General features: G+C 52.9%; 20 protein-coding genes. 6 read left to right on the top strand and 14 right to left on the bottom strand.

Translation table 11 applies throughout. The features are described from left to right. The first annotated feature begins 4 nt into the window (after nt 1–4). Genes V7676_RS05870 through V7676_RS05860 form a run of 3 tightly spaced genes read left to right on the top strand, consistent with a single transcriptional unit; the run spans nt 5 to nt 1730 of the window. Nucleotides 5–490: a disulfide bond formation protein B gene (locus tag V7676_RS05870; protein ID WP_335658705.1), complete on the top strand. Its 486-nt coding sequence runs from the start codon at nt 5–7 to the stop codon at nt 488–490. A gap of 37 nt (nt 491–527) precedes the next feature. Then, nucleotides 528–1022: a demethoxyubiquinone hydroxylase family protein gene (locus tag V7676_RS05865; RefSeq protein WP_335658915.1), complete on the top strand. Its 495-nt coding sequence runs from the start codon at nt 528–530 to the stop codon at nt 1020–1022. Nucleotides 1023–1076: 54 nt separating this feature from the next. Beyond that, entirely contained in the window at nt 1077–1730 is a 654-nt protein-coding gene (locus V7676_RS05860) for a hypothetical protein (protein ID WP_335658704.1), read from the top strand. Between the two features lie 27 nt (nt 1731–1757). Here the strand turns inward: V7676_RS05860 and V7676_RS05855 are convergent, their stop codons facing one another. The 5 genes from V7676_RS05855 to V7676_RS05835 form a co-directional block, all read right to left on the bottom strand. Beyond that, nucleotides 1758–3533 carry a DUF885 domain-containing protein gene (locus tag V7676_RS05855; protein WP_335658703.1) on the bottom strand — a complete coding sequence of 592 codons (1776 nt, stop codon included), beginning with the start codon at nt 3531–3533 and terminating at the stop codon, nt 1758–1760. Between the two features lie 84 nt (nt 3534–3617). Next, nucleotides 3618–5144 carry a PH domain-containing protein gene (locus V7676_RS05850; RefSeq protein ID WP_335658702.1) on the bottom strand — a complete coding sequence of 509 codons (1527 nt, stop codon included), beginning with the start codon at nt 5142–5144 and terminating at the stop codon, nt 3618–3620. Then, nucleotides 5141–5689 carry a PH domain-containing protein gene (locus V7676_RS05845; protein ID WP_335658701.1) on the bottom strand — a complete coding sequence of 183 codons (549 nt, stop codon included), beginning with the start codon at nt 5687–5689 and terminating at the stop codon, nt 5141–5143. Before V7676_RS05845 ends, V7676_RS05850 begins: the two co-directional genes overlap by 4 nt. A gap of 87 nt (nt 5690–5776) precedes the next feature. After that, a complete protein-coding gene (locus V7676_RS05840) occupies nt 5777–6781 on the bottom strand; it encodes an NAD(P)H-dependent flavin oxidoreductase (protein ID WP_335658700.1) in 1005 nt (334 codons plus the stop codon). A 58-nt stretch (nt 6782–6839) separates the two neighbouring features. Beyond that, nucleotides 6840–8105 carry an aspartate kinase gene (locus V7676_RS05835; RefSeq protein WP_335658699.1) on the bottom strand — a complete coding sequence of 422 codons (1266 nt, stop codon included), beginning with the start codon at nt 8103–8105 and terminating at the stop codon, nt 6840–6842. 71 nt (nt 8106–8176) lie between these two features. On the opposite strand from V7676_RS05835, the gene ubiG reads away from it, so the two are divergent. Both ubiG and V7676_RS05825 read left to right on the top strand, forming a co-directional pair. Continuing rightward, nucleotides 8177–8950 (top strand): bifunctional 2-polyprenyl-6-hydroxyphenol methylase/3-demethylubiquinol 3-O-methyltransferase UbiG, encoded by a 774-nt coding sequence (gene ubiG / locus V7676_RS05830; protein ID WP_335658698.1) that lies wholly within the window; start codon nt 8177–8179, stop codon nt 8948–8950. Then, complete coding sequence (locus V7676_RS05825) at nt 8950–9393, top strand: GNAT family N-acetyltransferase (protein WP_335658697.1); 444 nt, start codon at nt 8950–8952, stop codon at nt 9391–9393. Before ubiG ends, V7676_RS05825 begins: the two co-directional genes overlap by 1 nt. A 61-nt stretch (nt 9394–9454) precedes the next feature. Here the strand turns inward: V7676_RS05825 and V7676_RS05820 are convergent, their stop codons facing one another. From V7676_RS05820 to V7676_RS05800, 5 genes are all read right to left on the bottom strand, one after another. Beyond that, nucleotides 9455–10126, bottom strand: a complete 672-nt coding sequence (locus V7676_RS05820; RefSeq protein ID WP_335658696.1) for a glutathione S-transferase family protein — start codon at nt 10124–10126, stop codon at nt 9455–9457. 100 nt (nt 10127–10226) lie between these two features. Continuing rightward, nucleotides 10227–10664 carry a hypothetical protein gene (locus V7676_RS05815; RefSeq protein WP_335658695.1) on the bottom strand — a complete coding sequence of 146 codons (438 nt, stop codon included), beginning with the start codon at nt 10662–10664 and terminating at the stop codon, nt 10227–10229. A gap of 124 nt (nt 10665–10788) precedes the next feature. Further along, entirely contained in the window at nt 10789–11118 is a 330-nt protein-coding gene (locus tag V7676_RS05810; protein ID WP_335658694.1) for a VOC family protein, read from the bottom strand. Between the two features lie 39 nt (nt 11119–11157). Beyond that, complete coding sequence (gltB, locus tag V7676_RS05805; RefSeq protein WP_335658693.1) at nt 11158–15684, bottom strand: glutamate synthase large subunit; 4527 nt, start codon at nt 15682–15684, stop codon at nt 11158–11160. Between the two features lie 36 nt (nt 15685–15720). Continuing rightward, nucleotides 15721–17175 (bottom strand): NAD(P)-dependent oxidoreductase, encoded by a 1455-nt coding sequence (locus V7676_RS05800; protein ID WP_335658692.1) that lies wholly within the window; start codon nt 17173–17175, stop codon nt 15721–15723. A 275-nt stretch (nt 17176–17450) separates the two neighbouring features. Between V7676_RS05800 and V7676_RS05795 the strand changes: the two genes are divergently transcribed. Beyond that, entirely contained in the window at nt 17451–18245 is a 795-nt protein-coding gene (locus V7676_RS05795; RefSeq protein WP_335658691.1) for an undecaprenyl-diphosphate phosphatase, read from the top strand. A gap of 12 nt (nt 18246–18257) precedes the next feature. On the opposite strand, the gene V7676_RS05790 is transcribed toward V7676_RS05795, so the two are convergent. The 4 genes from V7676_RS05790 to V7676_RS05775 all read right to left on the bottom strand — a co-directional run bounded on the left by V7676_RS05790 (nt 18258) and on the right by V7676_RS05775 (nt 23253). Continuing rightward, nucleotides 18258–19205, bottom strand: coding sequence for a complex I NDUFA9 subunit family protein (locus tag V7676_RS05790; protein WP_335658690.1), 948 nt, complete (start codon nt 19203–19205; stop codon nt 18258–18260). A 151-nt stretch (nt 19206–19356) separates the two neighbouring features. Continuing rightward, on the bottom strand, nt 19357–20712 hold the full coding sequence (locus tag V7676_RS05785; protein WP_335658689.1) for a PepSY-associated TM helix domain-containing protein: 1356 nt from the start codon (nt 20710–20712) through the stop codon (nt 19357–19359). After that, on the bottom strand, nt 20712–22730 hold the full coding sequence (locus tag V7676_RS05780) for a TonB-dependent receptor family protein (protein ID WP_335658688.1): 2019 nt from the start codon (nt 22728–22730) through the stop codon (nt 20712–20714). The genes V7676_RS05785 and V7676_RS05780 overlap by 1 nt, the downstream gene beginning before the upstream one ends. A 109-nt stretch (nt 22731–22839) precedes the next feature. Next, complete coding sequence (locus V7676_RS05775) at nt 22840–23253, bottom strand: hypothetical protein (RefSeq protein ID WP_335658687.1); 414 nt, start codon at nt 23251–23253, stop codon at nt 22840–22842. Nucleotides 23254–23264: the final 11 nt, after the last annotated feature.

The raw sequence follows: 23264 nt of genomic DNA, 5'->3' as shown, positions 1-23264 counted from the left end.
ATATATGGCTTTACCCCGCGCAGCTCTTTGGTTGGCCTTGATCGTTCCCTCGGTCTTGCTAGGCGGGGCTTTAATTAGCCAATATACCTTCGGCCTATATCCGTGCGAAATGTGCATGTGGCAGCGCTGGCCGCATCTGGCTGCGATTGTCTTAGCGCTGGGCGCTATCGCCATGCGTAACCAGAAATTGTCAAAATTCCTTGTTCTCGATGCCGTATTGGCGATTCTTATCAGCGGCTTGATCGGCGGTTTCCACGCCGGTGTCGAATATGGCTGGTGGGAAGGACTTACCGCTTGTGCGACGACGGTGTCGGCGGGCGGTGATATACTCGATTCAATTATGAATGCGCCGCTGGTGCGCTGTGATGTGGCGCCTTGGTCGCTCTTTGGCATTTCACTGGCGGGCTTTAATTTCCTCTTGTCTATCGGCGGGGCGATGCTCATCTTGGGTATGATGGCTAAAGGCCGGAAGGATGGGCGCATTGGCTGAAACAGCTTTAGGAAAAACCAAAGCGGATATCGCCTCCATGATTCGGGTCAATCAGGCCGGTGAATATGGCGCGGCGCAAATCTATAAGGGTCAGCTCGCCGTTATGGGTGATGATGGCCCTGACAGCAGCGCCATTCACCATATGGCGGAGCAGGAACAACGGCATCTTGACGCGTTTGACCGTATGATTGTGGAGCGCAATGTTAGGCCGACCCTGTTGCAGCCATTTTGGCAAGTGGCAGGCTATGCACTTGGCGCAGGAACGGCGATGATGGGGCCGCGCGCTGCCATGGCTTGTACTGCGGCTGTCGAAACCGAAATTGACCTGCATTATCAGGGGCAGTTGGAACAGCTGGCTTCGGAAGATGAACCTGTCTTGCTCAGTAAGATTGCGGAGTTTCGTGAAGAGGAACTGCAGCATAAGCAAACAGCAATTGATTCGGGTGCGGAAGATGTACCGGGCTATCCTGTGTTAAGTGCCGTCATTCGGCTGGGGTGCAAGCTGGCCATCGGACTTTCAAAACGAATTTAATCCCGGTTTCAGCCTTCAGCGCCGGTTCATTCTGGCGATGGCAAAGGAAAAAATATGAAAAAGACTGCTCTACTCTCCGCAAGCTTGCTTCTCGCAGGTGGTTTATTCGCTTCACCAGTTTTGGCTCAGGATGAGGCCGGCGACCGGGTCAATCAACTGGTCATTTATGGCGATGATCCCTGCCCGCAAAGCTCTGATGGGGAGATTGTAGTCTGCGCCCGTAAAGCTGAATCTGATCGTTATCGGATTCCTGAAACGTTGCGCGGTGGCAGCCCCAGTGATGCGAAAAACCAAGCCTGGTCAGAGCGTGTGCGCTCTTACGAATATGTCGGGAAAAGCGGCACGAACAGCTGTTCACCCTCTGGTGCTGGCGGTTTTACCGGATGTACCCAACAATTGTTGAAGCAGGCCTACGCCGAGAAAGGGCAGGACGATACCGTCAATTGGGGCCAGTTGATTGAGGAAGAACGTCAGAAACGGCTCGCCCGGATTGATGGGGAATCCGAAGCGGTGGAAGAGCGTTTGCGCGAAATCGAAGCCCAGCGCGAAGCCCGCGAAGCCGGAGCAGCTGAAGCGCGTGATCGTTTGGAAGCGCGCGATATCGAAGCTTTGGAAGCTCAGAAAATGGAAACGCGCGCTGGAAATAATTTGGCCGTGCCTCCGGGGGCGGATGAAGTTCCATCCATTGATCCTGAGGATGACGAATAACCCACCATAACGATAAAGGCGGGTAAGCTAGCTCGCTTTTTTGCTCTCAACCCAGCGGTTTACTTGCGCTTCCAGCATGTCCAATGGGACAGCGCCTTGACCCAGCACAACGTCATGAAATTCGCGCAGATTAAATTTTGCACCTAATGTCTCAGTAGCTTTGGTGCGCAGTTCGCGAATTTTAAGCTCGCCCATTTTATAGGCCAATGCTTGACCCGGCCAGCTGATATAGCGGTTCACTTCTGCCTCGATATTTGCAGGGCTGAGTGCGGTATTGTCGGTCATAAAGTCGATCGCGCGTTGCTTGCTCCAGCCTTTGGAATGGATGCCGGTATCGACTACCAAGCGGCAGGCCCGCCACATCTCATAGGATAATCGCCCCATATCTTTTGCAGGGGTATCATAGAGCCCCATTTCTGTCCCGAGCCGTTCCGAATAAAGACCCCATCCTTCTACGAAGGCCGTGAAAAATGCACCATATTTGCGGAAATCAGGCATATCCAGTTCTTGCTGCAGTGCAATTTGCTGATGATGGCCCGGTACCGCTTCATGGACGCTCAATGCGGGTATTTCCCAAAAAGGGCGCTGGTCGAGTTTTGATGTGTTCACATAATAATAACCGGCAATTCCAACATCAGGGGAGCCGGGATTATAATAAGCAGTCGTTGTGCCTTCTGCCGTTTCCGCGGGTATTTCTTTGATCCCATATGGAAGCCGGGCAAGCCTGCCGATGAGGGACGGCATTTTCCCATCAATGGTTTTCGTCACCCGCGCGACTTTTTCCATTAGCTCTTCCGGAGTCTTGGCATAATATTGCGGATTGGTACGCAGGTCCTGAATAAACGCTTCGCGCGAATTGAACCCTGCCTGCTTGGCGACCTTAACCATTTCTGCGCGGATTCGGGCAACTTCAGACAATCCGATATTGTGAATTTCGTCCGCGGTCTTTTTGGTTGTCGTCATCTGGCGGATACGGAAATCATAATATTTGCCGCCACCGGGCTGAGCGGAAACACCCGGCTTAGTCGCGCATTTGGGCGCATATTTTTTCGTATACCAATCCAAATGCTGTGTTAACGCTGGCTTGATGACGGTTTCAATTGCTTTGGCCGCATCGGCGGCGAGCCTGTCGAAAGCTGCTTGGTCAATGCCTTCCGGTTTGTTGCGTGTAAACGGTTCAAAGAACCGCGACTCTTTTGGGTCATCGGTTATGAGTCCCGATATGCTGGTCTCATAACCGACCATGGAGACACAGGGCTGGACATAGCCGCCTAGCAACGCCTGATTGGCAACTGCGATGGATTGGCTATGGATGCTGCCATATTGTTTCAGACGGTTGACGTAGGTCTGGTAATCCTGTGCATTTCGAAACGGAAGGTTATTTTGCATGCTAGCGAAATTTTGATGCCAGCCGCTGCGATTGGTAAAGTTGATCGTGCGTTGGCCATAGCTGTTGGCTTCGACTTGTTCCGCGAGCGTGCGATAAAGGATTCCGAAATTGGTTTTATCATCTTCAGACAGTCTATTTTGGTCAATTTTGTCCAGTTGTTTCAACCAGATCGAAGCTTTCGCGACTCGCTTGTCCTCGGCCTCAAGACTGGCATCGCTTATCCGGCCAACCGGGTCTTCGACGCCTAACGATGATGCAAATTCAGGATATTGTTGCAGATTATAGGCCCAATAATCGTCGATAATTTGATGCAGCTCAGATGATGTGTCGTTGGTGTCTTCTTGCGCGCGGACGGGAGCGCTGATGACCAGCGCCGTTAATGAAACCAATGTTATAAAATGTCCTCGGCGCATATTGCTCTCCTGCAAATAAATATCCGTTGCAACTATCGAGAATATTCAACCGCTGCTGTCAAGCGCCTTGATTGCTAGTCCTAATCAAAGCAGTTTCGCCCGCAACGCCATCGCGGTGCTTATCGGGATGTCATTAATCTTAAGGGGACCCATTGCTGATCCGCCGGCTATGCCGATGGTAATTGTCGCAAGTTCAAGGGGATGGTCCAGCGGTGACTGCCCGATATCGACGCTTTGAATCTTGCGGATTGGTAGGATGGTCAGCTTGCGCCGCCACCAGCCTGCACGCACGAAAATCTGAGTGTTGGTTAGCGCATATTGATGATGACGCCAGTTCAGGAATTTCACCGTACTGACCGGTATCGCCAGCGCTACCAGCCAAAATAGGGACGGATAGATAAATAGCCCTGTGCCGACCGCCACGGCTCCCAGCAAGAGCGCTATGAAAACCACATCGCGCCACCAGAAGGCGGGACTTACGCTATGAAATTCTAGATCCGGTGTGACATTGGCGATATGTGTCTCTGCCAATACCGGCGCGATTTCCTCTATTTGCGCGCAGGGTGCGGCGCTATGGTCGCTCTCTCCGCTGCCGTCACTGGCAAGCGACTGGAATTTCAAATGGTACCAGCCGAACCACTTGCGGATTGGTCCGGTACTGAGGATCGCAGCCTGTACCCGATGGATGGGCATGACCATGTCGGTGAGTGTGAACAAACCCCGCCGCCGTCGGAAACCGGCCTGACCTGTATCGACGCGGTCAAGGCGAAAGCCATATTCCCGGATGAACGTACGGATGATGCCGCTGCTCATGCCGACTGCAATAAGTGATACCAGCGCCCCGATCGCTCCGGCAATTTGGGCCGAAGAGCTAAGGCCGTTGATAATATTCTGTTCGCCAACCTGCTTGGCCCAATACCACGGGTTGAAAAACTCATCTGGCAATAGAAAGTCGAGATTTTGCGCGATGGCCGCTAAAATCGCTAGCAGCACGAAGGAGAAGTTGAACAGTCCGGCAATAAATATCCGCCGGTTGTCCATGGCAAATAGCGGGGGGCGTTCATCCTGATCGGGATGTTGAAGATATGGTTCGGGGCTATTCGTTTGATTCTGGATTGCGCCGGATTTAAAGTCCCGCACGATATCCCTCAGTGCTTCCGCATCGGCGAGAGCCAATGCGTCCAGTTTGCCATCTTCGCCGACGGATGCGCCGGTTTCCAATTTTACCGTCGCAAGGCCCAATATCCGGCTAATCAGTTTTTGTTCGACGCTGACATCCTGAATCCGGTCAAACGGTATCGAGCGATTATTGCGGCGAAGCACGCCGCTTTTGATGCGGATTTCCTTTGGCCCGATATGGTAGGTGAAGCGAGACCATATTAGCGCAGTGATGCCTATGATAAATGCCAACAGCGCAAAGGCCGCCAGACCGGTATAAATGATATTCTGATCAAAAACGCTAAAATAAAGCACACCGATAGCGATCAGATTTTGTCCGATAGCCGTAACGGATTTCAAAATGATGCTGAGCGGGTGGAGCCGCTGGAACCGAACAATATCGTTCGCGATAGGATCTTCGGCCCGCGCTGATATCAAGGATGTATCGTTCATATCATGTCTTGACGGATATGGCCCTTGATCGTCTCCCGCATGGCTTCTGCATCCGGGGTGCTGAGGCCAGGTAAAGCTACAATACTATTATGCGTTCCCGCTGTGTGCACGATCAGGGTCGACAGCCCGAAAACCCGCTGCAATGGTCCTTGGGCAACATCAATATGTTGAATGCGGTTAAACGGAACGATTGTATCCATCCGCCACATAAAGCCGCGCAACACGCGCAATTGGTCATCTTGTCCTTCGGGACCGATATCATAACCCCAGCGGCGGTAAATACGACCGGGTAGAAACGTAAATAGGAACAGGGCGATCGCTGTAACTGGGCCAATGATGGTTCCGGCGGCCAAAGGCAGCTCATTACGGATACCGAACTCAATGACCATCGCCGCTATAATTAATATGACCGCTCGTATTCCGATATTTAAACGGATCAACGACTTTTGGGGCGGATGAAGCGGCGTCAGGCCCTGATTATATCCGCGTGTCTTGTCATGCTCCATCTGGGCAAGCGGATCGAGAGAAGGAGCAGTATCTGTCATGGTCCGACTATGCCTAGGCTGTGTTATTTAGGCAAGACAGATAGGCCCGTACTTTGCGTTTAAACCTTTGCAAGTCCGCAGTAAATTCTAACGCGCCAGTGCTGCTTCTGCTTCGTCGGTCAGCGTCTTGATAATATCCGCCACGCTTTCCTCTGCCTTTACCATACCGACTGATTGCCCGGCCATGACGGAGCCGTTTTCGACATCGCCGTCAATCACAGCCTTGCGCAGTGCCCCGGCCCAGAAATGTTCGATGAGCAATTGCGCTTCGCCCATTTCAATTTCGCCGGCGTCCAGAAGCTTCGCAACTTCAATCTGCTTGCGGGTAAATTCTTCGGTGCCTTTGTTTTTCAAGGCGCGTACCGGAATGACCGGTAGGCGCGGATCGACTTGAACGCTCGTCACGGCATCGCGGGCATTGCCGCGAATAAAGGCCTTTTTGAAATTGGGATGGGCAATAGATTCATGGGCGCAAACAAAGCGAGTGCCCAGCTGGACACCGCTGGCACCCATTTCAAGATAGCTGGCAATGGCTTCGCCGCGGGCAATACCGCCCGCAACAAATACCGGCAATTGATCGGCGATTTCGGGAAGAATTTCTTGCGCGAGGACAGAGGTGGAGACAGGCCCGATATGGCCGCCCGCTTCCATGCCTTCGATGACAATTGCATCGACGCCGGAGCGTATGAATTTCTTGGCCAGCGCCATGGCGGGGGCAAAGCAGATTACTTTCGCGCCCGTTTCTTTGATCGCTTCCAAACTGCCCTTGGGCGGAAGACCGCCAGCCAGCACGACATGGCTGACGTTATGTTTGCCGCAAACTTCGATTAGCTTCATTAGATCAGGATGCATGGTGATCAAGTTGACGCCAAATGGCTTTGTCGTCAGCTTCTTGGTCTCGGTAATCTCTGTGTCGAGCAATTCCGGCGTCATCGCACCGCAGGCTATGACACCAAAGCCGCCTGCATTGGAAATCGCGCTGACCAGATTACGCTCTGAAACCCAACTCATTGCGCCGCACATAATCGCGGTTTCGCTGCCCAGAAGATCTTTGCCGCGCTGCATGAGAACGGAGAGTTTGGATTGTGTCATATAATTCTTTCGATGTTTCGCCCTACCGAAACAGGTTCAGGGCGACGATAGGAATAGTCTAAGCCGCATCCTCTGCATCCAGGCCGTAGGCGGTGTGCAGGACTCTCAGCGCCAGCTCGGTGTAGTCTTCCTCGATCAGCACGCTTACCTTGATTTCTGAAGTGGTAATTGCCTGAATATTGACGCCGCGGTCGGCGAGTGATTTAAACATAGTCGAGGCGACACCTGCATGGCTTTTCATACCGACGCCGACTACGGATATTTTTGCTACATTTGAATCGGAAATCACCCGGTTATAACCGATGCTGTCTTTCGCTTTTTCAAGAACCTGCATGATGTGGTCGAGATCACTGGTCGGCGCGGTGAAGGTAACGTCGGTTTCACCTTTCTCGCGGCCTACATTCTGAATGATCATATCGACATTAATCGCGGCCTCGGCTAGCGGCCCGAATATGTTCGCCACGGCGCCCGGTTTGTCCGGTACACGGGTGAGGGTAATCTTGGATTCATTCTTATCATGGGCAATGCCGGTTATTAGCTGACGCTCCATATCACTTCTCTCCATTTCACTTTCGCTGACAATCATCGTTCCGGGTAATTCATCAGCACAGGGCGCACCATCTTCGGTAAAAGATGACAGCACCTGAATACGAACATTTTCTTTCATTGCGAGACCAACCGAGCGGGTCTGCAATACTTTTGCTCCAACGCTCGCAAGCTCCAGCATTTCCTCAAAAGTAACGGTTTTGAGTTTGCGCGCACGGGTCACGACGCGCGGGTCGGTCGTATATACGCCGTCGACATCGGTATAAATGTCACAGCGATCCGCTTTAACGGCTGCGGCAATGGCTACTGCGCTGGTGTCTGAACCACCACGGCCTAGCGTTGTGATCCGGCCATCTTCGCTAATGCCCTGAAAGCCGGGAATAATCGCAATTTCACCGCTTTGCATGGACGCGGTGAGAGCCTCTGCATCAATGGTTTCAATCCGTGCCTTGCTATGCGCTTCGACGGTGCGGATCGGCATTTGCCAACCGAGCCAGCTGCGTGCTTTGGCGCCCAACGATTGCAGAGCGATGGCAAGCAGGCCTGAAGTCACCTGTTCACCGCTGGCCACAACCACATCATATTCGGCCGCATCATATAGCGAGCTGGCTTCGCGGCAGAAATTGACTAGCCGATCCGTATCGCCCGCCATGGCAGACACCACGACGGCGACTTCATGTCCTGCATCGGCCTGTTGCTTGACGATCTGCGCAACTCTGCGGATACGCTCGATTCCCGCCATAGACGTGCCGCCAAATTTCATCACTATTCGTGCCATGTTGTCTGTTATCTGTCTTTCTGTTGAAAAAGGGTCTGAACGCGACGCGTGGGATGTGATAAAGAGACGTTATGACAAACGCAAGCATCAGCAATATTGAAACTTCCAAGCCGGTTACATCTGAAGCCAAGGGAACGATAAATCCCGAAGAAGCAGCGCATTTCGGCGCATTAGCGGCGGAATGGTGGGATCCAAATGGCTCATCTGCCATGCTCCACAAGCTTAATCCGGTTCGGCTCACTTACATAAGGGATGCCATTGACCTGCATTTCGGTTCCGACATGGCCAGTTTGAAACCCTTGGCGGGCAAGCGCGCGCTGGATGTCGGTTGCGGCGCAGGGCTGGTTTGTGAGCCTTTGGCTCGCATGGGCGCGCGTGTGACTGGCCTTGATGCCGCTCCTGAAAATATTGCGGTGGCCAAAGCCCATGCCGAACCTCGGCGGCTGGATATTGATTATCGGAATATCGGAATCGAGAATTTTGACGGGACCGGATTTGATTTGGTGACGTCGCTTGAAGTGATCGAACATGTCGATGATAGGAAGAGCTTTGTCGCGGGCTTGGCCCATGCGCTTGCCGATGACGGCTTGATGATTATTTCTACCCCGAATCGCACTGCGATGTCGAAACTGATGTTGGTTGATCTGGCTGAAATGACAGGCCAGATTCCCAAGGGAACGCATCATCACGACCAGTTTTTTACACCCGATGAGCTTGAGAAATTACTCGACGAGGCGGGTCTGCAAGTGATCGATACAATTGGCTTATCTTACGGCCCAGCCAAAGGCTTTGCGCTGTCCGACAATCTTTCGCTCAACTATCTAATGACGGTTGTTAAAGCCTGATGGCTGAGGTTCGGGCCTATATGGTTGCTGACAAAAAAGCCTGTCTTGCCTTATTTGATAGCAATGTCCCGGTTTTTTTTGATGCCACCGAACGCGCCGGTTTTGCCACTTTTCTGGACAGCCCGGGCGGAGAATATTTTATTCTGGAGGAGGATGGCGCCGTGATTGGTTGCGGTGGTTTTTCGAAGGAAGATCGCGGACAGGCGCGTTTTACTTGGGGCATGGTGGACCAGACCTGTCACGGCAAAGGCCTGGGGCGCCTGCTTGCCGAATATCGATTACAGGCGATCGAAGAGGCACGTGGTTTCTCGGAAGTGGAATTGTTCACCACCCAGATTGTTGCACCATTTTTTGTCCGCCTCGGTTTTGTTGTCGTAGAGGTTGAAAAAGACGGTTTTGCACCCGGTATGGACAAGGTGCAGATGATCAAGTCGTTAAACTAAAGCCCTTGCGGCCGATCTGTTAACCTGATGCCTGACCATAAGAATCGCTACGACAAATTACCTAGAAATCGACTTTTTCATAATGCGACGGCGGAGCAACGATTTCCATGCGCTCGGACAATAAGGGCCGGAAAGAAGGCCGCGATTTGAACATCGCATACCATGCTTTGGTCTGCTCATGTCCCGTCCAGTCAATCCCGCCGAGATAATCTGCGACTGAAATCTGGGCTGCAGCGGTTAAATCGGCAAGGCTCATGGTTGCGCCAGCCAGCCAGCTGCGATGATCAATTAGATAATCTATATAATCGAGATGGACATTGGCGCGCCGCATGGCTTCCCGCAGCACTTTGGCATCGGGTGGTGCCCGATGGACAATCCGTTTGTGCATCCGTTCGTACAGCATCGGTGCGGTAACATCACCGTAAAATTGTTCGTCAAACCAGGCGACGAGTCGGCGAATCTCTGCGCGGTTGGTCGCCGTGCCGTTGATCATCGGGCTTTTTTCGACTGTCTCTTCGATATATTCGCAGATGGCCACGCTATCGACCAATATTATATCCCGCTGATCATGACGCATGACGGGCGTGCGGCCAGCTGGATTCATATCCAAAAATTCATCCCGCTGGTCCCATGGCGATTCGCGCACCAGCTCATAGCCGACGGACTTCTCGCCCATCAAAAGGCGGACTTTGCGCGAAAACGGACAAAGAGGAAATTGGAATAACTGCCACATAATATTGCTGTTAATCGGGAATCCTCTGTGGGGGAAGAGGATTGATGCGCTAAAGCGTGAATAGACGATCAGCAGATATGAAGCTGGTCATTTGTGGTGGTTATTCGAGGTCACCCATCCGGCGCTTCATCTTCTCGCCCATGGCCTTGAGCTGCGGGAGTAATGCACCAAATTCGTTTGCCATAATCCCCATCATTGCCGTGCCGGCGCGCATCTTTTCTTCCATATTGGAATCGAAATTGGGATCATTATCACGCGCAAGATCACCCAAAGTCGAATCGGGATCGATATGAGAAAAGCTGTCACCCTTGTCTATTGTTTCAGGCATAGATTTCTCTATGACGGCTGCGAATTGGCCAATAGGTAAGTCCATCATTGCGGTCATGAAACCGGACATCATTGCAATCATGCTGTCCTGAAAAGCGGGATCATCCAGTTTCTCAATAATTTTGGAGTTCGCGTCTTGGTCCTGAGCGGAGGCCGAAGTGGTGACGCCTAGCGATATTGCCAAAAGGGGAAGGGCAAGAAATTGTCGCATGAAAGTCTCCTAGATATTTGTCGTTAAGACATATCTAGCAAGGCGGGTCTGAGCCAAAGCTGAACCGCCGCAAAGTTTAGCAGAGAGGATGGTAAATAGATGTAACGGGCGCATGAGGCCGCGTTCACTCTGTTTGATAAACCGCCAACCGGTTGCCCGAAGGGTCGAGACATTCAAACCGCCGACCGCCGGGGTAGGCGAAGATTTCTTTGACGATTTCACCCTGCGCCGCTTTGACCTGCGTAAGTGCAGACTCTAGATCATCTGTTTCAAAGGTTGGCATGGGGGCAGCTGGTTCGGTCCCGGAGGCAAGACCAATCTGGACCGGTCCGCCTTCAACAGCGGCATATTCCGGACCATAGTCGGTAAAAGGAAAGCCAAAGGCCTTCTCGTAAAAGGCTTTGCTAACGCCGAGATCACCGGCTTTCAATTCGAGATAATTGGGTGTGATCATTTTTCTCTGCCTTCCTTTTGGCCCGGCTGTGCCGATAGCTTATTCTGCGGCCTCAATCGCTTCCTTATCCGACAACGGATATTCGATTCTATGGACCATCTCTTTCGGACAGACTTGCCAGAACCGTTCGCGCCAGCGGTCCCAATCGCGCAGAATCGTTTCGGACCATTTGCTATCTGTAGTCCTATGATGCGCTTCGACTAGGGATTTGAGATGCTGTTCCCAATAGTCACTATCCAGCCTTTGCCAGACAATGCTTTCGGGATTGGCGTGGGTTTCAAAATTGCGTTCGAGATCGAGGATGAACGCCATGCCGCCGGTCATGCCCGCGCCAAAATTATTACCGACCGCGCCCAATATTACGGCATTGCCGCCGGTCATATATTCACAGCCATTGGCACCGCAGCCTTCGACCACAACATTGGCGCCCGAGTTGCGAACTGCGAACCGCTCGCCCGCCTGACCGGCTGCATAAAGTTGACCCGCCGTCGCGCCATAGAGCACGGTGTTGCCAATAATCGTATTGAACTTGCTGTCGAGGGGTGAGCTGACCATGGGGCGGACGACAATCTTGCCGCCGGATAAACCTTTGCCGACATAATCATTCGCATCACCAAATACTTCCAGCGTGATTCCCTGACAGAGAAACGCGCCAAGCGATTGCCCGGCGGACCCGCGCAATCGCACATGGACATGATCTTCGTTGAGCGTGGACATGCCATATTTGGCTGTAACCTCGGCCGAGAAACGTGTGCCAACGGCGCGGTGGGTATTGCGGACCGTATAGGTGAGCTGCATTTTTTCACGGCGCTCAAATACGGGCTGCGCATCCGCGATCATCTGTGCATCGAGACTGTCAGGTACTTCATTGCGGTGGGTTGGCAGGTTAAATGTCCGCTGCGTATCTGGAGCGTCCACTTTGGCAAGGATCGGGTTGAGATCGAGATCGTCAAGATGCTCGGCTCCCCGGCTGACCTGACGCAGCAATTCGGTGCGTCCGATAATTTCCTCTAGAGAACGGAAGCCGAGGCGTGCCAAGATCTCGCGCACTTCCTCGGCCATATAGGTCATCAGGTTGATGACTTTTTCTGGCGTGCCGGTAAATTTCTCTCGCAGTTTGTCATCCTGCACACAGACACCGACGGGGCAGGTGTTGGAATGGCATTGCCGGACCATGATACAGCCCATGGCAACCAGGCTCAGCGTACCTAGTCCATATTCCTCTGCGCCCAAAATCGCCGCAATCACAATATCGCGGCCGGTTTTCAGGCCGCCATCAGTACGCAGCTTCACCCGATGGCGCAGGCCATTGAGGGTGAGCACCTGATTGGCTTCGGTCAGACCCATTTCCCACGGGGTGCCAGCGAATTTAATGCTCGTTTGCGGCGATGCGCCAGTCCCGCCGGTATTGCCGGAAATCAGGATTACATCTGCATGTGCCTTGGCAACGCCTGCTGCAATAGTGCCAATGCCCGCTCCGGAAACCAGCTTAACGCAGACGCGCGCACGGGGGTTGATCTGTTTAAGATCGTAAATAAGCTGTGCCAGATCCTCGATTGAATAGATATCGTGATGCGGCGGCGGACTGATCAACGTGACACCCGGCGTCGAATGGCGCAGTGTGGCAATAAATTCGGTAACTTTAAAGCCGGGAAGCTGCCCGCCCTCGCCGGGCTTTGCACCTTGTGCGACCTTGATTTCGACCTCTTCACAGGCACCGAGATATTCTGCGGTCACGCCAAAGCGGCCGGATGCGACCTGTTTAATTGGGCTCGACGCATTGTCGCCATTTTCAAATGGGGTGTAGCGGCGTTTCTCTTCCCCGCCTTCGCCGGAAACCGATTTCGCGCCGATCCGGTTCATGGCAATGGCCAGTGTTTCATGGGCCTCTGGGCTGAGTGCGCCTAGAGACATGCCCGGCGTATTGAAACGTTTCCGAATTTCAGTAATCGCTTCTACTTCGTCGATCGGAATCGGCTCGGGCGCGTAGTTAAATTCCATCAGGTCGCGCAGATAAATAGGTTCCAGCTCGCGCACCCCTTGCGAGAATTGCAGGTAAGAGGAATAGCTGTCATGCGCAACTGCGCTTTGGAGCAAATGCATCAGGTGGGCGCTATAGGCATGGGCCTCTCCACCATCGCGCTGTTTGTAGAAACCGCCGACAGGCAAGCGCACAACAGCCGGCTCAAACGCCGCCTCGTGTTTATCCTGTGCGTTGATAAACAGCGAGGCATAGCCTTCGCCGGAAATCTTGGTCGGCATGCCGGGGAATAGGTCATTGCATAAAGCGCGCGACAGGCCCACCGCCTCAAAATTATAGCCGCCACGATAGCTTGAGATCACGGCAATGCCCATTTTGGACATGATTTTCAGCAAGCCATCATCGACCGCTTTCTTATGGCGCGCGATACATTCCTCAAGAGACAGGCCATCGAAAAGGCCGCGCCGATGGCGGTCCGCAATCGCGGCTTCGGATAGATAAGCATTTACTGTCGTCGCGCCGACACCGATTAATACGGCATAGCAATGGGTGTCGAGACATTCAGCCGCTCGGACATTGATTGACGCGTATGCGCGCAGACCTTTGCGCACCAAATGAGTGTGCACGGCGGCGGTAGCGATGATCATGCTGATCGCCATATGATCTTCATCAATATTTTCGTCAGTCAGGAAAATTTCTGTCTTGCCTTCACGTACGGCCTGCTCCGCTTCGTCGCGTATCCGCTTGATGGCATCGCGTATCTCGATCGCGCCGCCGCTGTTGGACATGGTGCAGTCAATTACTGCAACCGCATTTCCGAACCCGGCCTTCAACTGTTCCCACAACTCACAGCTCAGCACAGGGCTCTCGAGAACCATGACATCTTCATTCTGGCTGTCTTTTTCCAAAATATTGGCGAGGTTAGCAAAGCGCGTCCGCAAACTCATGACATGGCGCTCGCGCAGGCTGTCTATCGGCGGGTTGGTCACTTGTGAAAAATTTTGCCGGAAAAAATGGCTGATCTGTCGCGGTTTCAGGCTGATGACAGCGAGCGGTGTGTCATCGCCCATTGAGCCGATCGCTTCCTTGGCATCTTCAACCATAGGCGCGAGGATGACTTCCATATCTTCCAGAGTATGTCCTGCTGCGGTTTGCCGCCGGATCAGTTCTTCTTTTGAAAAATTTATGCCTGAACCTTCCGGCGCAGATGGCAGGTCCGCTTCGGTAAGGAAACCTTTGACCAGATCGGGATAGGGTTCCTCTGATGCGATCTTGTCTTTGATTTCCTTGTCGGTGAAGACGGCGCCTTCCTGAAGGTCCACTGCGATCATCTGTCCGGGGCCGAGCCGGCCTTTCTTGATAATCTGGCTTTCGGGAACCACGACCATGCCGGTTTCCGATCCGATGATTAGCAGATTGTCGTTGGTTAGCGAATAGCGCAGCGGCCGAAGCGCATTGCGGTCCACCCCAGCCACGGCCCAGCGCCCGTCCGTCATGGCAAGAGCAGCGGGGCCATCCCATGGCTCCATAACGCTGGCCATATATTCATACATGGCTTTATGCGCCGGATCGAGATCTTCGTCATTTTGCCACGCTTCCGGAACCAGCATGAGCTTTGCCGTCGGTGCATCACGGCCGGAGCGGCAGATTGTTTCAAATACCGCATCAAGGGCAGCCGTGTCAGATGCACCCGCCGGGATTACGGGTTTAATATCTTCGGAATGGTCACCAAAGGCGAGACTAGCCATTTTAATCTCGTGGCTTTTCATCCAGTTTTTATTGCCCCGGATTGTGTTGATTTCGCCATTATGGGCTAAGGTCCGAAAAGGCTGCGCTAGCCACCATTGGGGAAATGTATTGGTCGAATAGCGCTGGTGGAAAATCGCAACGCGGCTTTCAAATCGCTCATCGGTCAGATCGGGATAAAATACCGAAAGGGATTCAGCGAGAAACAGACCTTTATAGATGATCGAGCGACAGGACAGGCTGCAGATATAAAAATCCTGAATCTGCGCGGCAATGGCCTTTTTCTCGATCCGGCGGCGGATCAGATAGAGATTTTTTTCAAACTCCTCGATACTCTGGCGGTCTGGCAATGGGCCTGCGATCATGATCTGTTCAATTTCGGGCCGGGTATTTTGTGCTTTCGTTCCGATAACAGACACATCAACGGGGACTTGCCGCCAACCATAGATTTTATAACCGGATTCGATGATTTCCGCTTCAACGATTGTCCGACAGGTTTCCTGTGCGTTTAAATCTGTACGGGGCAGAAAAATCATACCGACGGCGAGGCGATTGGGTAGGACATTATGCCCGCTATCGGCAATCGCATCGTCAAAAAACCGTGCAGGCAAATCTACATGCAGTCCGGCACCATCGCCCGTCTTCCCGTCCGCATCAACAGCGCCGCGATGCCATACTGCTTTCAGCGCATTAATAGCCGAAGACACGACCCGGCGCGATGGTTTGCCATCGGTCGCTGCGACTAATCCGACACCGCAAGCATCGGATTCAAATTCGGGCCGGTACATGCCGGTTTCCGCGATGCGTTTATGTTCAGGCGTTGGATAATAGTAAGTCATGATATTTTCATTTCAATATTGTGAAACAGCGGTGGTTTAGGCGGCTTGTTTCTCTGCTCGCGCTTTTTCGCGCAGAAATTTGTGCATATGCTCTGTCACATCGCGGCCATCACGAATGCCCCAAACGACCAGACTGGCACCGCGAACAATATCACCAGCGGCAAATACACCGTCGAGATTGGTCATCATGGATTTATGATCGATCCGCAATGTTCCCCAACGAGTCACACTCAGATCGGGAGATTCAAACAGGTGCGGAAGTTCTTCTGCATCAAAGCCAAGGGCCTTGATTACGAGATCTGCTTCCAGCGTAAACTCGCTGTCGGGCTGAACCTCTGGCGCGCGGCGGCCACTCGCATCCGGCGCGCCGAGCCGCATCTCGGTTGCCTTTACTGCAGTTACATGTTCGGTGCCTTCAATCGCCTTCGGGGCCGATAGCCAGACAAATTCAACGCCTTCTTCTTCGGCATTTTTCACTTCATTCTGTGAACCGGGCATATTGGCGCGGTCACGGCGATAAAGGCATTTTACCGATTTCGCGCCTTGGCGAATGGAGGTGCGTACGCAGTCCATGGCGGTATCGCCGCCGCCTATCACGACAACATTTTTGCCTTTCGCATTGTACCGGCCGTTATCAAACTCCGGTACATCATCACCAAAGCTTTTCCGGTTTGATGCTGTGAGAAATTCCAGCGCTTCCTCTACGCCAGTAGCGCCTACGCCCGGCATCTTAATTTCGCGTGCTTTATAAACGCCGGTCGCGATCAATATTGCGTCGTGTTTGGTGCGCAGTGCGTCCAGAGTTGCATCTTTGCCGACTTCGAAATTTTCATGGAAATGGATGCCGCCGTCTTTCAGACGTTGAACCCGCCGCATGATCACTTCTTTTTCCAGCTTGAAGCCGGGAATACCATAAGTCAGCAATCCGCCAGCACGGTCATGGCGGTCATAAATGTGCACATCATATCCCGCGACCCGCAAATATTCCGCGGCGGTGAGGCCCGCTGGGCCTGCGCCGATAATGCCGACGGACTGGCCGCGCGATGCTCCGGGGGCCAGCGGTTCGACCCAACCTTCTTCCCATGCGGTATCGGTAATATATTTTTCCACCGCACCGATGGTCACTGCCCCATGACCGGAAAATTCAATGACGCAATTGCCTTCGCATAAGCGGTCCTGAGGACAGATACGCCCACAAATTTCGGGCATGGTCGATGTCAGGTTCGACATTTCATACGCTTCGCGAACACGGCCTTCTGCGGTTAAGCGCAGCCAGTCCGGAATATGATTATGGAGCGGACAATGGGTCGAGCAATAGGGCACGCCGCATTGAGAGCAGCGCGCGGCCTGTTCCGCAGCTTTTTCGGGCGCATAGCGGTCGGCAATTTCCTGAAAATCTTCGGCGCGCAAACCTGGCGCCCGTTTTTCTGGATAAGTTTGCCCGACATCGACAAATTGCAACATATCTAATTTTTTCGTGCCTTTTGGCATGCAGATTGCTCGCTTCTTGTGTTTTTCGATTATGGTGACCATGCCCTTTTGACCGGGCTTATGGGTTCGAGATAGTCGAAACGGCGGGAAGAGTCACGCAAAAATAGTTTAAAAGGACATTAACTATGACCTTTATGAAGGGATGACGAGTCAATATCGATGCCCCATTCTGCTCACTCGATAATAATAGTATTGTATCGGACCTAAAATTCTCGACGACAAAGAAGAATGTCGCTTCTATAAGCGAAATTCCTAAAATCTTTCCGGATCCCATCATGACATTTATTCAAATGCTGCTCCTGGCGATTGTGCAAGGCGTTACCGAATTTTTGCCGATTTCTTCCTCCGGACACCTGATCTTGCTCCCGGTTTTCACCGGCTACGCGGATCAAGGTCCGATGATCGACATAGCCGTACATGTCGGATCGTTATTAGCGATTATCACCTATTTCTTCAAAGATGTGATGGCGCTTGGCAAGGGCGGCTTAGCTACCATCGGCATTGGCAAAGCAGATGCGGAGCGGCGACTGCTCTGGTGGATTATCATTGGAACAATTCCTGCCGTTATCTTTGGGCTATTCTTGAAAACCGGCGGCTATCTCGAAGGGTTTCGCAGCACTACTTTGGTAGGCATTAACCTGATCATCTACGGCGTGCTTTTGGGCATTGCAGACCGGGTTGGGGCGCAGGTTAAATCGTTTGAAGATATGAGCTTGAAAGACGGCATAATTGTCGGTCTGGCTCAGGCGCTTGCGCTCATCCCCGGTACCAGCCGTTCCGGTATTACCATGTCCGCGGCACGTTTCCTGGGTTATAGCCGTGTAGAATCAGCGCGATTTTCATTTTTGCTGTCGATACCCGCTGTCGCCGGTGCGGGTATTTTGATCATACCAGATCTAATGGGCGCCAGCAGTGAATTGCTGAAAGAAGCATTGATAACCGGCACGCTGACCTTTGTCGCGGCTTTCGCAACAATGACCTTCCTTATGAAGTTCCTGCGAAACGCATCGATGATGGTATTTGTTGTTTACCGTGTAGCTATGGGCGCGGCGCTGCTGCTCTTCTTTTAAAAGCGTATAATATCAGCCAGCTTTGGCCCGTGTTCCAAAGCGGCCATGGGCGATATATTTTTCCATCCATCCGCGCGCGACACTGGCTAGCGGTGTCGCCGCAACGCCAAAAGCTTTTAGCCCCCGTCTGTTTTCCGAAACGATATTATCTTTTTGCAGCATCTTATATTGATCGGATGTTATCGGCGCTCCGGGTAGAAATCCGGTGAAGGTTGCCATGAGTCTTGCGACAAAATCAGGAACTTCAATGAAGCTACGATCACGCTGGATCATTGCTGCTATCCGGCGGTTGAGATTACCCATGGTGATAACTTCTGGTCCGCCAAGCTCAAATATCTGACCGGCATATTGCGATGGAGTTTCAAGCGCTGCGGCCACAGCCTTCGCCACATCGCCGACAAAGACGGGCTGAAATTTTGTGTCGCTGCCAATAATCGGTACGATGGGCAGCATCCGGATCAACCCGGCAAAGCGGTTGATAAACTGGTCTTCGCGTCCGAACACAATCGAGGGGCGCATGATGATTGCACTAGAAAAAGCCTCTAATACCGCCGCTTCTGCTTCCCCTTTGCTCCGGCCATAGCGCGATGGAGATGCGGTATCAGCGCCAATCGCAGATATTTGGATAAGCGCTTTGCACCCGGCCTCTGCGGCCGCTTCGGCAATATTACGCGCGCCTGTCACATGCACATTATCAAAATCACCATCCAATATGCCGACCAGATTGATCACAGCGTCACAATCATGCAAGGCGCGCACGACGCTGTCCTTTTTTGTCACATCGGCGCTGGCAAATTGGGTTTGCCCTAAATTGCCAAGCGGTTTGATGTGCATCGCGTTTTTGGGGTCTCGTTCGGCGATACGAACTCGTGCACCGCGCGCTAGAAGCTGCTGCGATATATATCGACCGAGAAAACCGCCGCCGCCAAAAATGCAAACCAATTGTCCGTCGAGCGCCATGTTTCTATGTCCATTTCTTATACGCAGTAAATAATATGCTTAGCGCGCTTTTGCCCGACCCATCCACGAGGCGCAATATCTGAATCGACTTTAGGTGAAACTTGTCACGGATATATTCTTTCAATTTGTGCGTTGTCATTCCCTTCAGGTTTCAGCTGACCGCTATTTTCTTCCCAATAAATTTACCGATTGTTTCGACCACCAGAATGAGGATGATCGATGCCAGAAGCATAGGGAGAAATAGTGCCAGAGCGCCGAGTAAAAACACTGCTGTGCGTTGCTTGGCAGGCGGTTTCGGTACAGAAGGTGCGCCGAGCCCCTTTGCCGGTTTGCGTTTCCACCAGATGGTGATGGACGTCGCGCATAGCGCTATTAACATCAGCGCTATGAGCACCCCGACGAACTGGTTGATCCAGCCGAATAATTGCCCTTCGTGCCAAGCTATGCCGTAATTAATCACCTTATCGATAATATGTTTGTCGGCAAATTCCTCACGGCTCACTATCGCGCCGCTTGCGGGGTCATAGCTGACCGCGCGGATAAGCGGCCGGTTCTGTGCTTCGCTGGTTAGTTTCCATGCATTGCCATTGGGCGGGCCGAACCGAGCAGGGGCACCGGGCGGCATGATGATCGCAGGATGCGGCATATTTTCCGCTTGTGCCTTTTTGACAATATCGCTGAGCGTAATGGCGCTCGAAGGAGCGGCCGTTAGAGCGCTATACGGCTTTGCGGCCATCATCTTATCATGGTCATGGGCAGCATGCAGATCGCCGCCGCCTTTCCAGTTTTGCGGGCCGTCATTCCAACCCATTTCCGCGCGAACCGTGCGAAAGGCTGCACCCCAAGCCTCAGTCCAGGGCAGGCCGCTGGCGAGTGTGACCAGTGCCAGTCCGGCAACCCAAAATCCGGTGACCGCGTGTAGGTCGCGTAAGAAACCGCGCCCCCGTAGGCTCCACCTCGGCCATATGACACCCGCAAGCCCGGTCCCGCGCGGCCACCAAAGATAAAGGCCGGTCAATATCATCACAATGGTCCAACTGGCCGCCAGTTCAACTAAAAGGCTGCCCGCTTTTCCAAGCAAAAGAGAGCCGTGGATATTTGCGATAAAGGCACTGATCCGGTCATCCGGATTGATGATCGCTAACACGTCCCCTTGCGGAGAGACATAAATGTCCCGCATGCCCGCGTCATTGGCGAGCCCGACATGTATAAGCGCGGCATCACCGGAATCTTGGGGCAGGCGGTAATTGTGAAAGCTTGCGCCGGGGGAAGCGGCGAGTGCGGCGTTGACTTGGGCATCGGGGGATACCGCATTATTGGCGGCCAGCTCCGTCCATTCACTTTCCTGCCAGCGATCCAATTGCGGCTTGAACAGATAAATGCCGCCGGTCACCGACAATATCAGAATGAACGGGATGACAAATAGTCCGGCATAAAAATGCCAACGCCAGATTGTGCGATAGAGGGCGCCATATTGCGGCGCCCCCTCACTCGTGATGGCATTCATTAAAAGCGTGCCCTGATGCCGCCAAATATAGCTCGGCGCTCCACCGGATTATAAATGGAAGGTAATTGCCCCGTTATTGCATCAACTGCCGTCGCATCAATGACGGCGCTGATGTCACCAATGGCTTTTTTGCCGGTCAAGTTTCGTGCATCAAGAAACAGGTCGATGCTATCGGTCAGTTTCGCACCAGCCGTTACGCCCAACAAAGCATAGCCTTTGGTCCGGACCGAATTTTGATAGTCGGCAAACGCGCCTTGCGGCATCCATTCAATATGGGGGGCAATATGCATGGCGTCGGTACCGAGGCGAATCTCGCCGCGATAGACGTGGCGCGGCACGACGGGCAGCCGGTTGTCGCCATATTGCGCGTCATCCTGAAACCGGAAATCAGAATATTGATAGACCTGCCGGATACGCAGCCATGGAAGCGGTTCCAATGTTAGTGCTGCCTCTATGCCCTGATGCAAGGTATCCTCTGCATTAAATGTGGACGCGGGAACATCCTGTGCCACTTTAAATTGCAACAACTCCCCCTTAATTTCCGACCGGTATAGCGAGACATCCCAACTGGCGATCCCGACTGTGCCGCGCGTACCAATTTCGCCGGTCCACGCAGTTTGAGCCTCAACCGGCACAAAACTCGCAATTTGTGATAGCTCGATAAATCCGGGAAATTCAGCAGAACGGCTATAGTTGGCGTAAAATTCTATGTCAGGGGTCGCCTCATAGAGGATACCGAATTTGGGAGAGAATTCATCAAAACTCGCCCGTCCCGTGACTTCCTGCGCGCCTCCGGCAAAGCGGTTAAACAAGGCGCGTTGCTTGCGATAACCATCAGTATAAATGCCGCCCACGATCAGAGAAAGCTTATCAACAGGATGATAACGCACCTCACCATAGAGGCTGGTCGTGCGTGCATCCATATCCGCTTCAAATGTCAGGGCGCCGCGGTCACCGGCCAGATTGACGAAGCGTTTGGATTTTACATCGCCAAAGCGGTTTTCGCCGCCCAAAGTGAATGAAAATGGCCCCGCTTCATAATCGAGCCGCGCAAAAACGCCGCGATCATTGGATTTCTGATCAATCACCTGAAAAATGGGGTGGTAGAGGGATTTGACGTTCAAAAATGCCCCGACATCCAGTTTGGCGCCGCCAAAATCAAAGCTGGTTCGATTTTGCAGACGTATGGAATCAATGTCACGGGCATTGTCGCCAGCGATTGTGCTGGGACTGGCTTCGTTAGGGTCCGTAAGTGCCTGTTCCTGCGTAAGCGCGCCGGGAATCTCTTGGTCGATATTATTATAGCTGCCGTAAAAGCGTGTGCTGATAGTGTCGGTCAGGATCAGGCCGACATTGCCATGAAAGCGCAGCGAGCTGCGGTCGGAATGTTCCCGGTCTCCTTCCGATGTATCGGTGCTGATCGCGGCCCAAGCATCAACCCGGTCCGATGCTATGCCTGCGGAGACAAGGCCGCGATAGGTATCGAAACTGCCGACATCTCCGCGCACATATATGCCTTCTGAAGTGCGGCCGGTTGGTGTTACGCCGTTAATAGCACCACCCAATGTGCCGGAACCGAAGCGCAGCGCGTTGGACCCGCGATAGACTTCAAGATGGTCGAAAAATATCGGCTCCAGCTCCTGAAAATCGCCATTGTCATCGGCAAGGTTGATCGGGATACCGTCCTGCAACAGCGTGAGGCCGCGCATGTGATAACCGCGCGACAGGCCAGAGCCGCGAATGGAAATGCGCACTTCCTGACCATAGCGCGGCTGGAGATACACACCGGGAGAAAAGGCGAGCGTGTCGCGAAGGGACATTAATGATTTATCGGCATAATCTTCGTGGCGAATAATATCGGTGCCGCCAGGCGTTTGATTGGCCCTGACTTCGGCTTCATCCGATTGGGTGCTGGCGGTGACGATGATGGTCTGGTTCTCGTCATCCGCTTCTTCGGCAAGGGCAGGAAGGGCATAGAATGAGAGCGCTGTAGACAGCGCGAGATGCGATAATTTCATGAATAATATTCCGTATTCAGATGCAGACTTGCCGCTATTGTGCAAGCCGCCATAATATTTCCGGTTCAGCTGCGCACAGCGTGCAGACAGCTAAATCAAGCGAAGGATATTATGCGAAAAACGGAGGAGCCTGTGACGGCGGCCGTGTATATTTGAATTGCGGCCGCGTCGAAAAGGCCAATCGGGCCAATCCAAGCGCCATGATGAAAGCAAAGCCGATGAGCAATATGGCAAGCGGAACCGGATTATCTGACGTGGCATGTGACAGCGCGGTGAAGGAACAAATACCATCGCCCCCATTGCTGCTTTCATGTTGGCCGCTATCCTTACCATCATCTTCCATCGGAATGGTGATGGTTTGTTCCGCGCCCGAACCGTTACAGATGCTAACCGTGATCGACAGTCCGTCTGCAGGGCCAATCATATAGCCTGCCGGAACCAGCGCTTTCATACCTAGCGCAAGCAATAGCACTAATGCGGCAAGATGCAGCCGCCGTTTGAAAAAGGCGCGAATATCGTTCACGGCGCAGCTAG

The sequence above is a fragment of the Parasphingorhabdus sp. genome (genome assembly GCF_036963805.1).
Lineage (GTDB): Bacteria > Pseudomonadota > Alphaproteobacteria > Sphingomonadales > Sphingomonadaceae > Parasphingorhabdus.
Note: the sequence above shows the minus strand (reverse complement) of the source record. Positions and strands in the feature narration are given on the sequence as shown.

What these genes read in the sequence shown, in the direction of transcription:
- V7676_RS05870 (WP_335658705.1), top strand. Translation starts at nt 5, where the DNA reads ATGGCTTTACCCCGCGCAGCTCTTTGGTTGGCCTTGATCGTTCCCTCG.
- V7676_RS05865 (WP_335658915.1), top strand. Translation starts at nt 528, where the DNA reads ATGATTCGGGTCAATCAGGCCGGTGAATATGGCGCGGCGCAAATCTAT.
- V7676_RS05860 (WP_335658704.1), top strand. Translation starts at nt 1,077, where the DNA reads ATGAAAAAGACTGCTCTACTCTCCGCAAGCTTGCTTCTCGCAGGTGGT.
- V7676_RS05855 (WP_335658703.1), bottom strand. Translation starts at nt 3,533, where the DNA reads ATGCGCCGAGGACATTTTATAACATTGGTTTCATTAACGGCGCTGGTC.
- V7676_RS05850 (WP_335658702.1), bottom strand. Translation starts at nt 5,144, where the DNA reads ATGAACGATACATCCTTGATATCAGCGCGGGCCGAAGATCCTATCGCG.
- V7676_RS05845 (WP_335658701.1), bottom strand. Translation starts at nt 5,689, where the DNA reads ATGACAGATACTGCTCCTTCTCTCGATCCGCTTGCCCAGATGGAGCAT.
- V7676_RS05840 (WP_335658700.1), bottom strand. Translation starts at nt 6,781, where the DNA reads ATGACACAATCCAAACTCTCCGTTCTCATGCAGCGCGGCAAAGATCTT.
- V7676_RS05835 (WP_335658699.1), bottom strand. Translation starts at nt 8,105, where the DNA reads ATGGCACGAATAGTGATGAAATTTGGCGGCACGTCTATGGCGGGAATC.
- ubiG (WP_335658698.1), top strand. Translation starts at nt 8,177, where the DNA reads ATGACAAACGCAAGCATCAGCAATATTGAAACTTCCAAGCCGGTTACA.
- V7676_RS05825 (WP_335658697.1), top strand. Translation starts at nt 8,950, where the DNA reads ATGGCTGAGGTTCGGGCCTATATGGTTGCTGACAAAAAAGCCTGTCTT.
- V7676_RS05820 (WP_335658696.1), bottom strand. Translation starts at nt 10,126, where the DNA reads ATGTGGCAGTTATTCCAATTTCCTCTTTGTCCGTTTTCGCGCAAAGTC.
- V7676_RS05815 (WP_335658695.1), bottom strand. Translation starts at nt 10,664, where the DNA reads ATGCGACAATTTCTTGCCCTTCCCCTTTTGGCAATATCGCTAGGCGTC.
- V7676_RS05810 (WP_335658694.1), bottom strand. Translation starts at nt 11,118, where the DNA reads ATGATCACACCCAATTATCTCGAATTGAAAGCCGGTGATCTCGGCGTT.
- gltB (WP_335658693.1), bottom strand. Translation starts at nt 15,684, where the DNA reads ATGACTTACTATTATCCAACGCCTGAACATAAACGCATCGCGGAAACC.
- V7676_RS05800 (WP_335658692.1), bottom strand. Translation starts at nt 17,175, where the DNA reads ATGCCAAAAGGCACGAAAAAATTAGATATGTTGCAATTTGTCGATGTC.
- V7676_RS05795 (WP_335658691.1), top strand. Translation starts at nt 17,451, where the DNA reads ATGACATTTATTCAAATGCTGCTCCTGGCGATTGTGCAAGGCGTTACC.
- V7676_RS05790 (WP_335658690.1), bottom strand. Translation starts at nt 19,205, where the DNA reads ATGGCGCTCGACGGACAATTGGTTTGCATTTTTGGCGGCGGCGGTTTT.
- V7676_RS05785 (WP_335658689.1), bottom strand. Translation starts at nt 20,712, where the DNA reads ATGAATGCCATCACGAGTGAGGGGGCGCCGCAATATGGCGCCCTCTAT.
- V7676_RS05780 (WP_335658688.1), bottom strand. Translation starts at nt 22,730, where the DNA reads ATGAAATTATCGCATCTCGCGCTGTCTACAGCGCTCTCATTCTATGCC.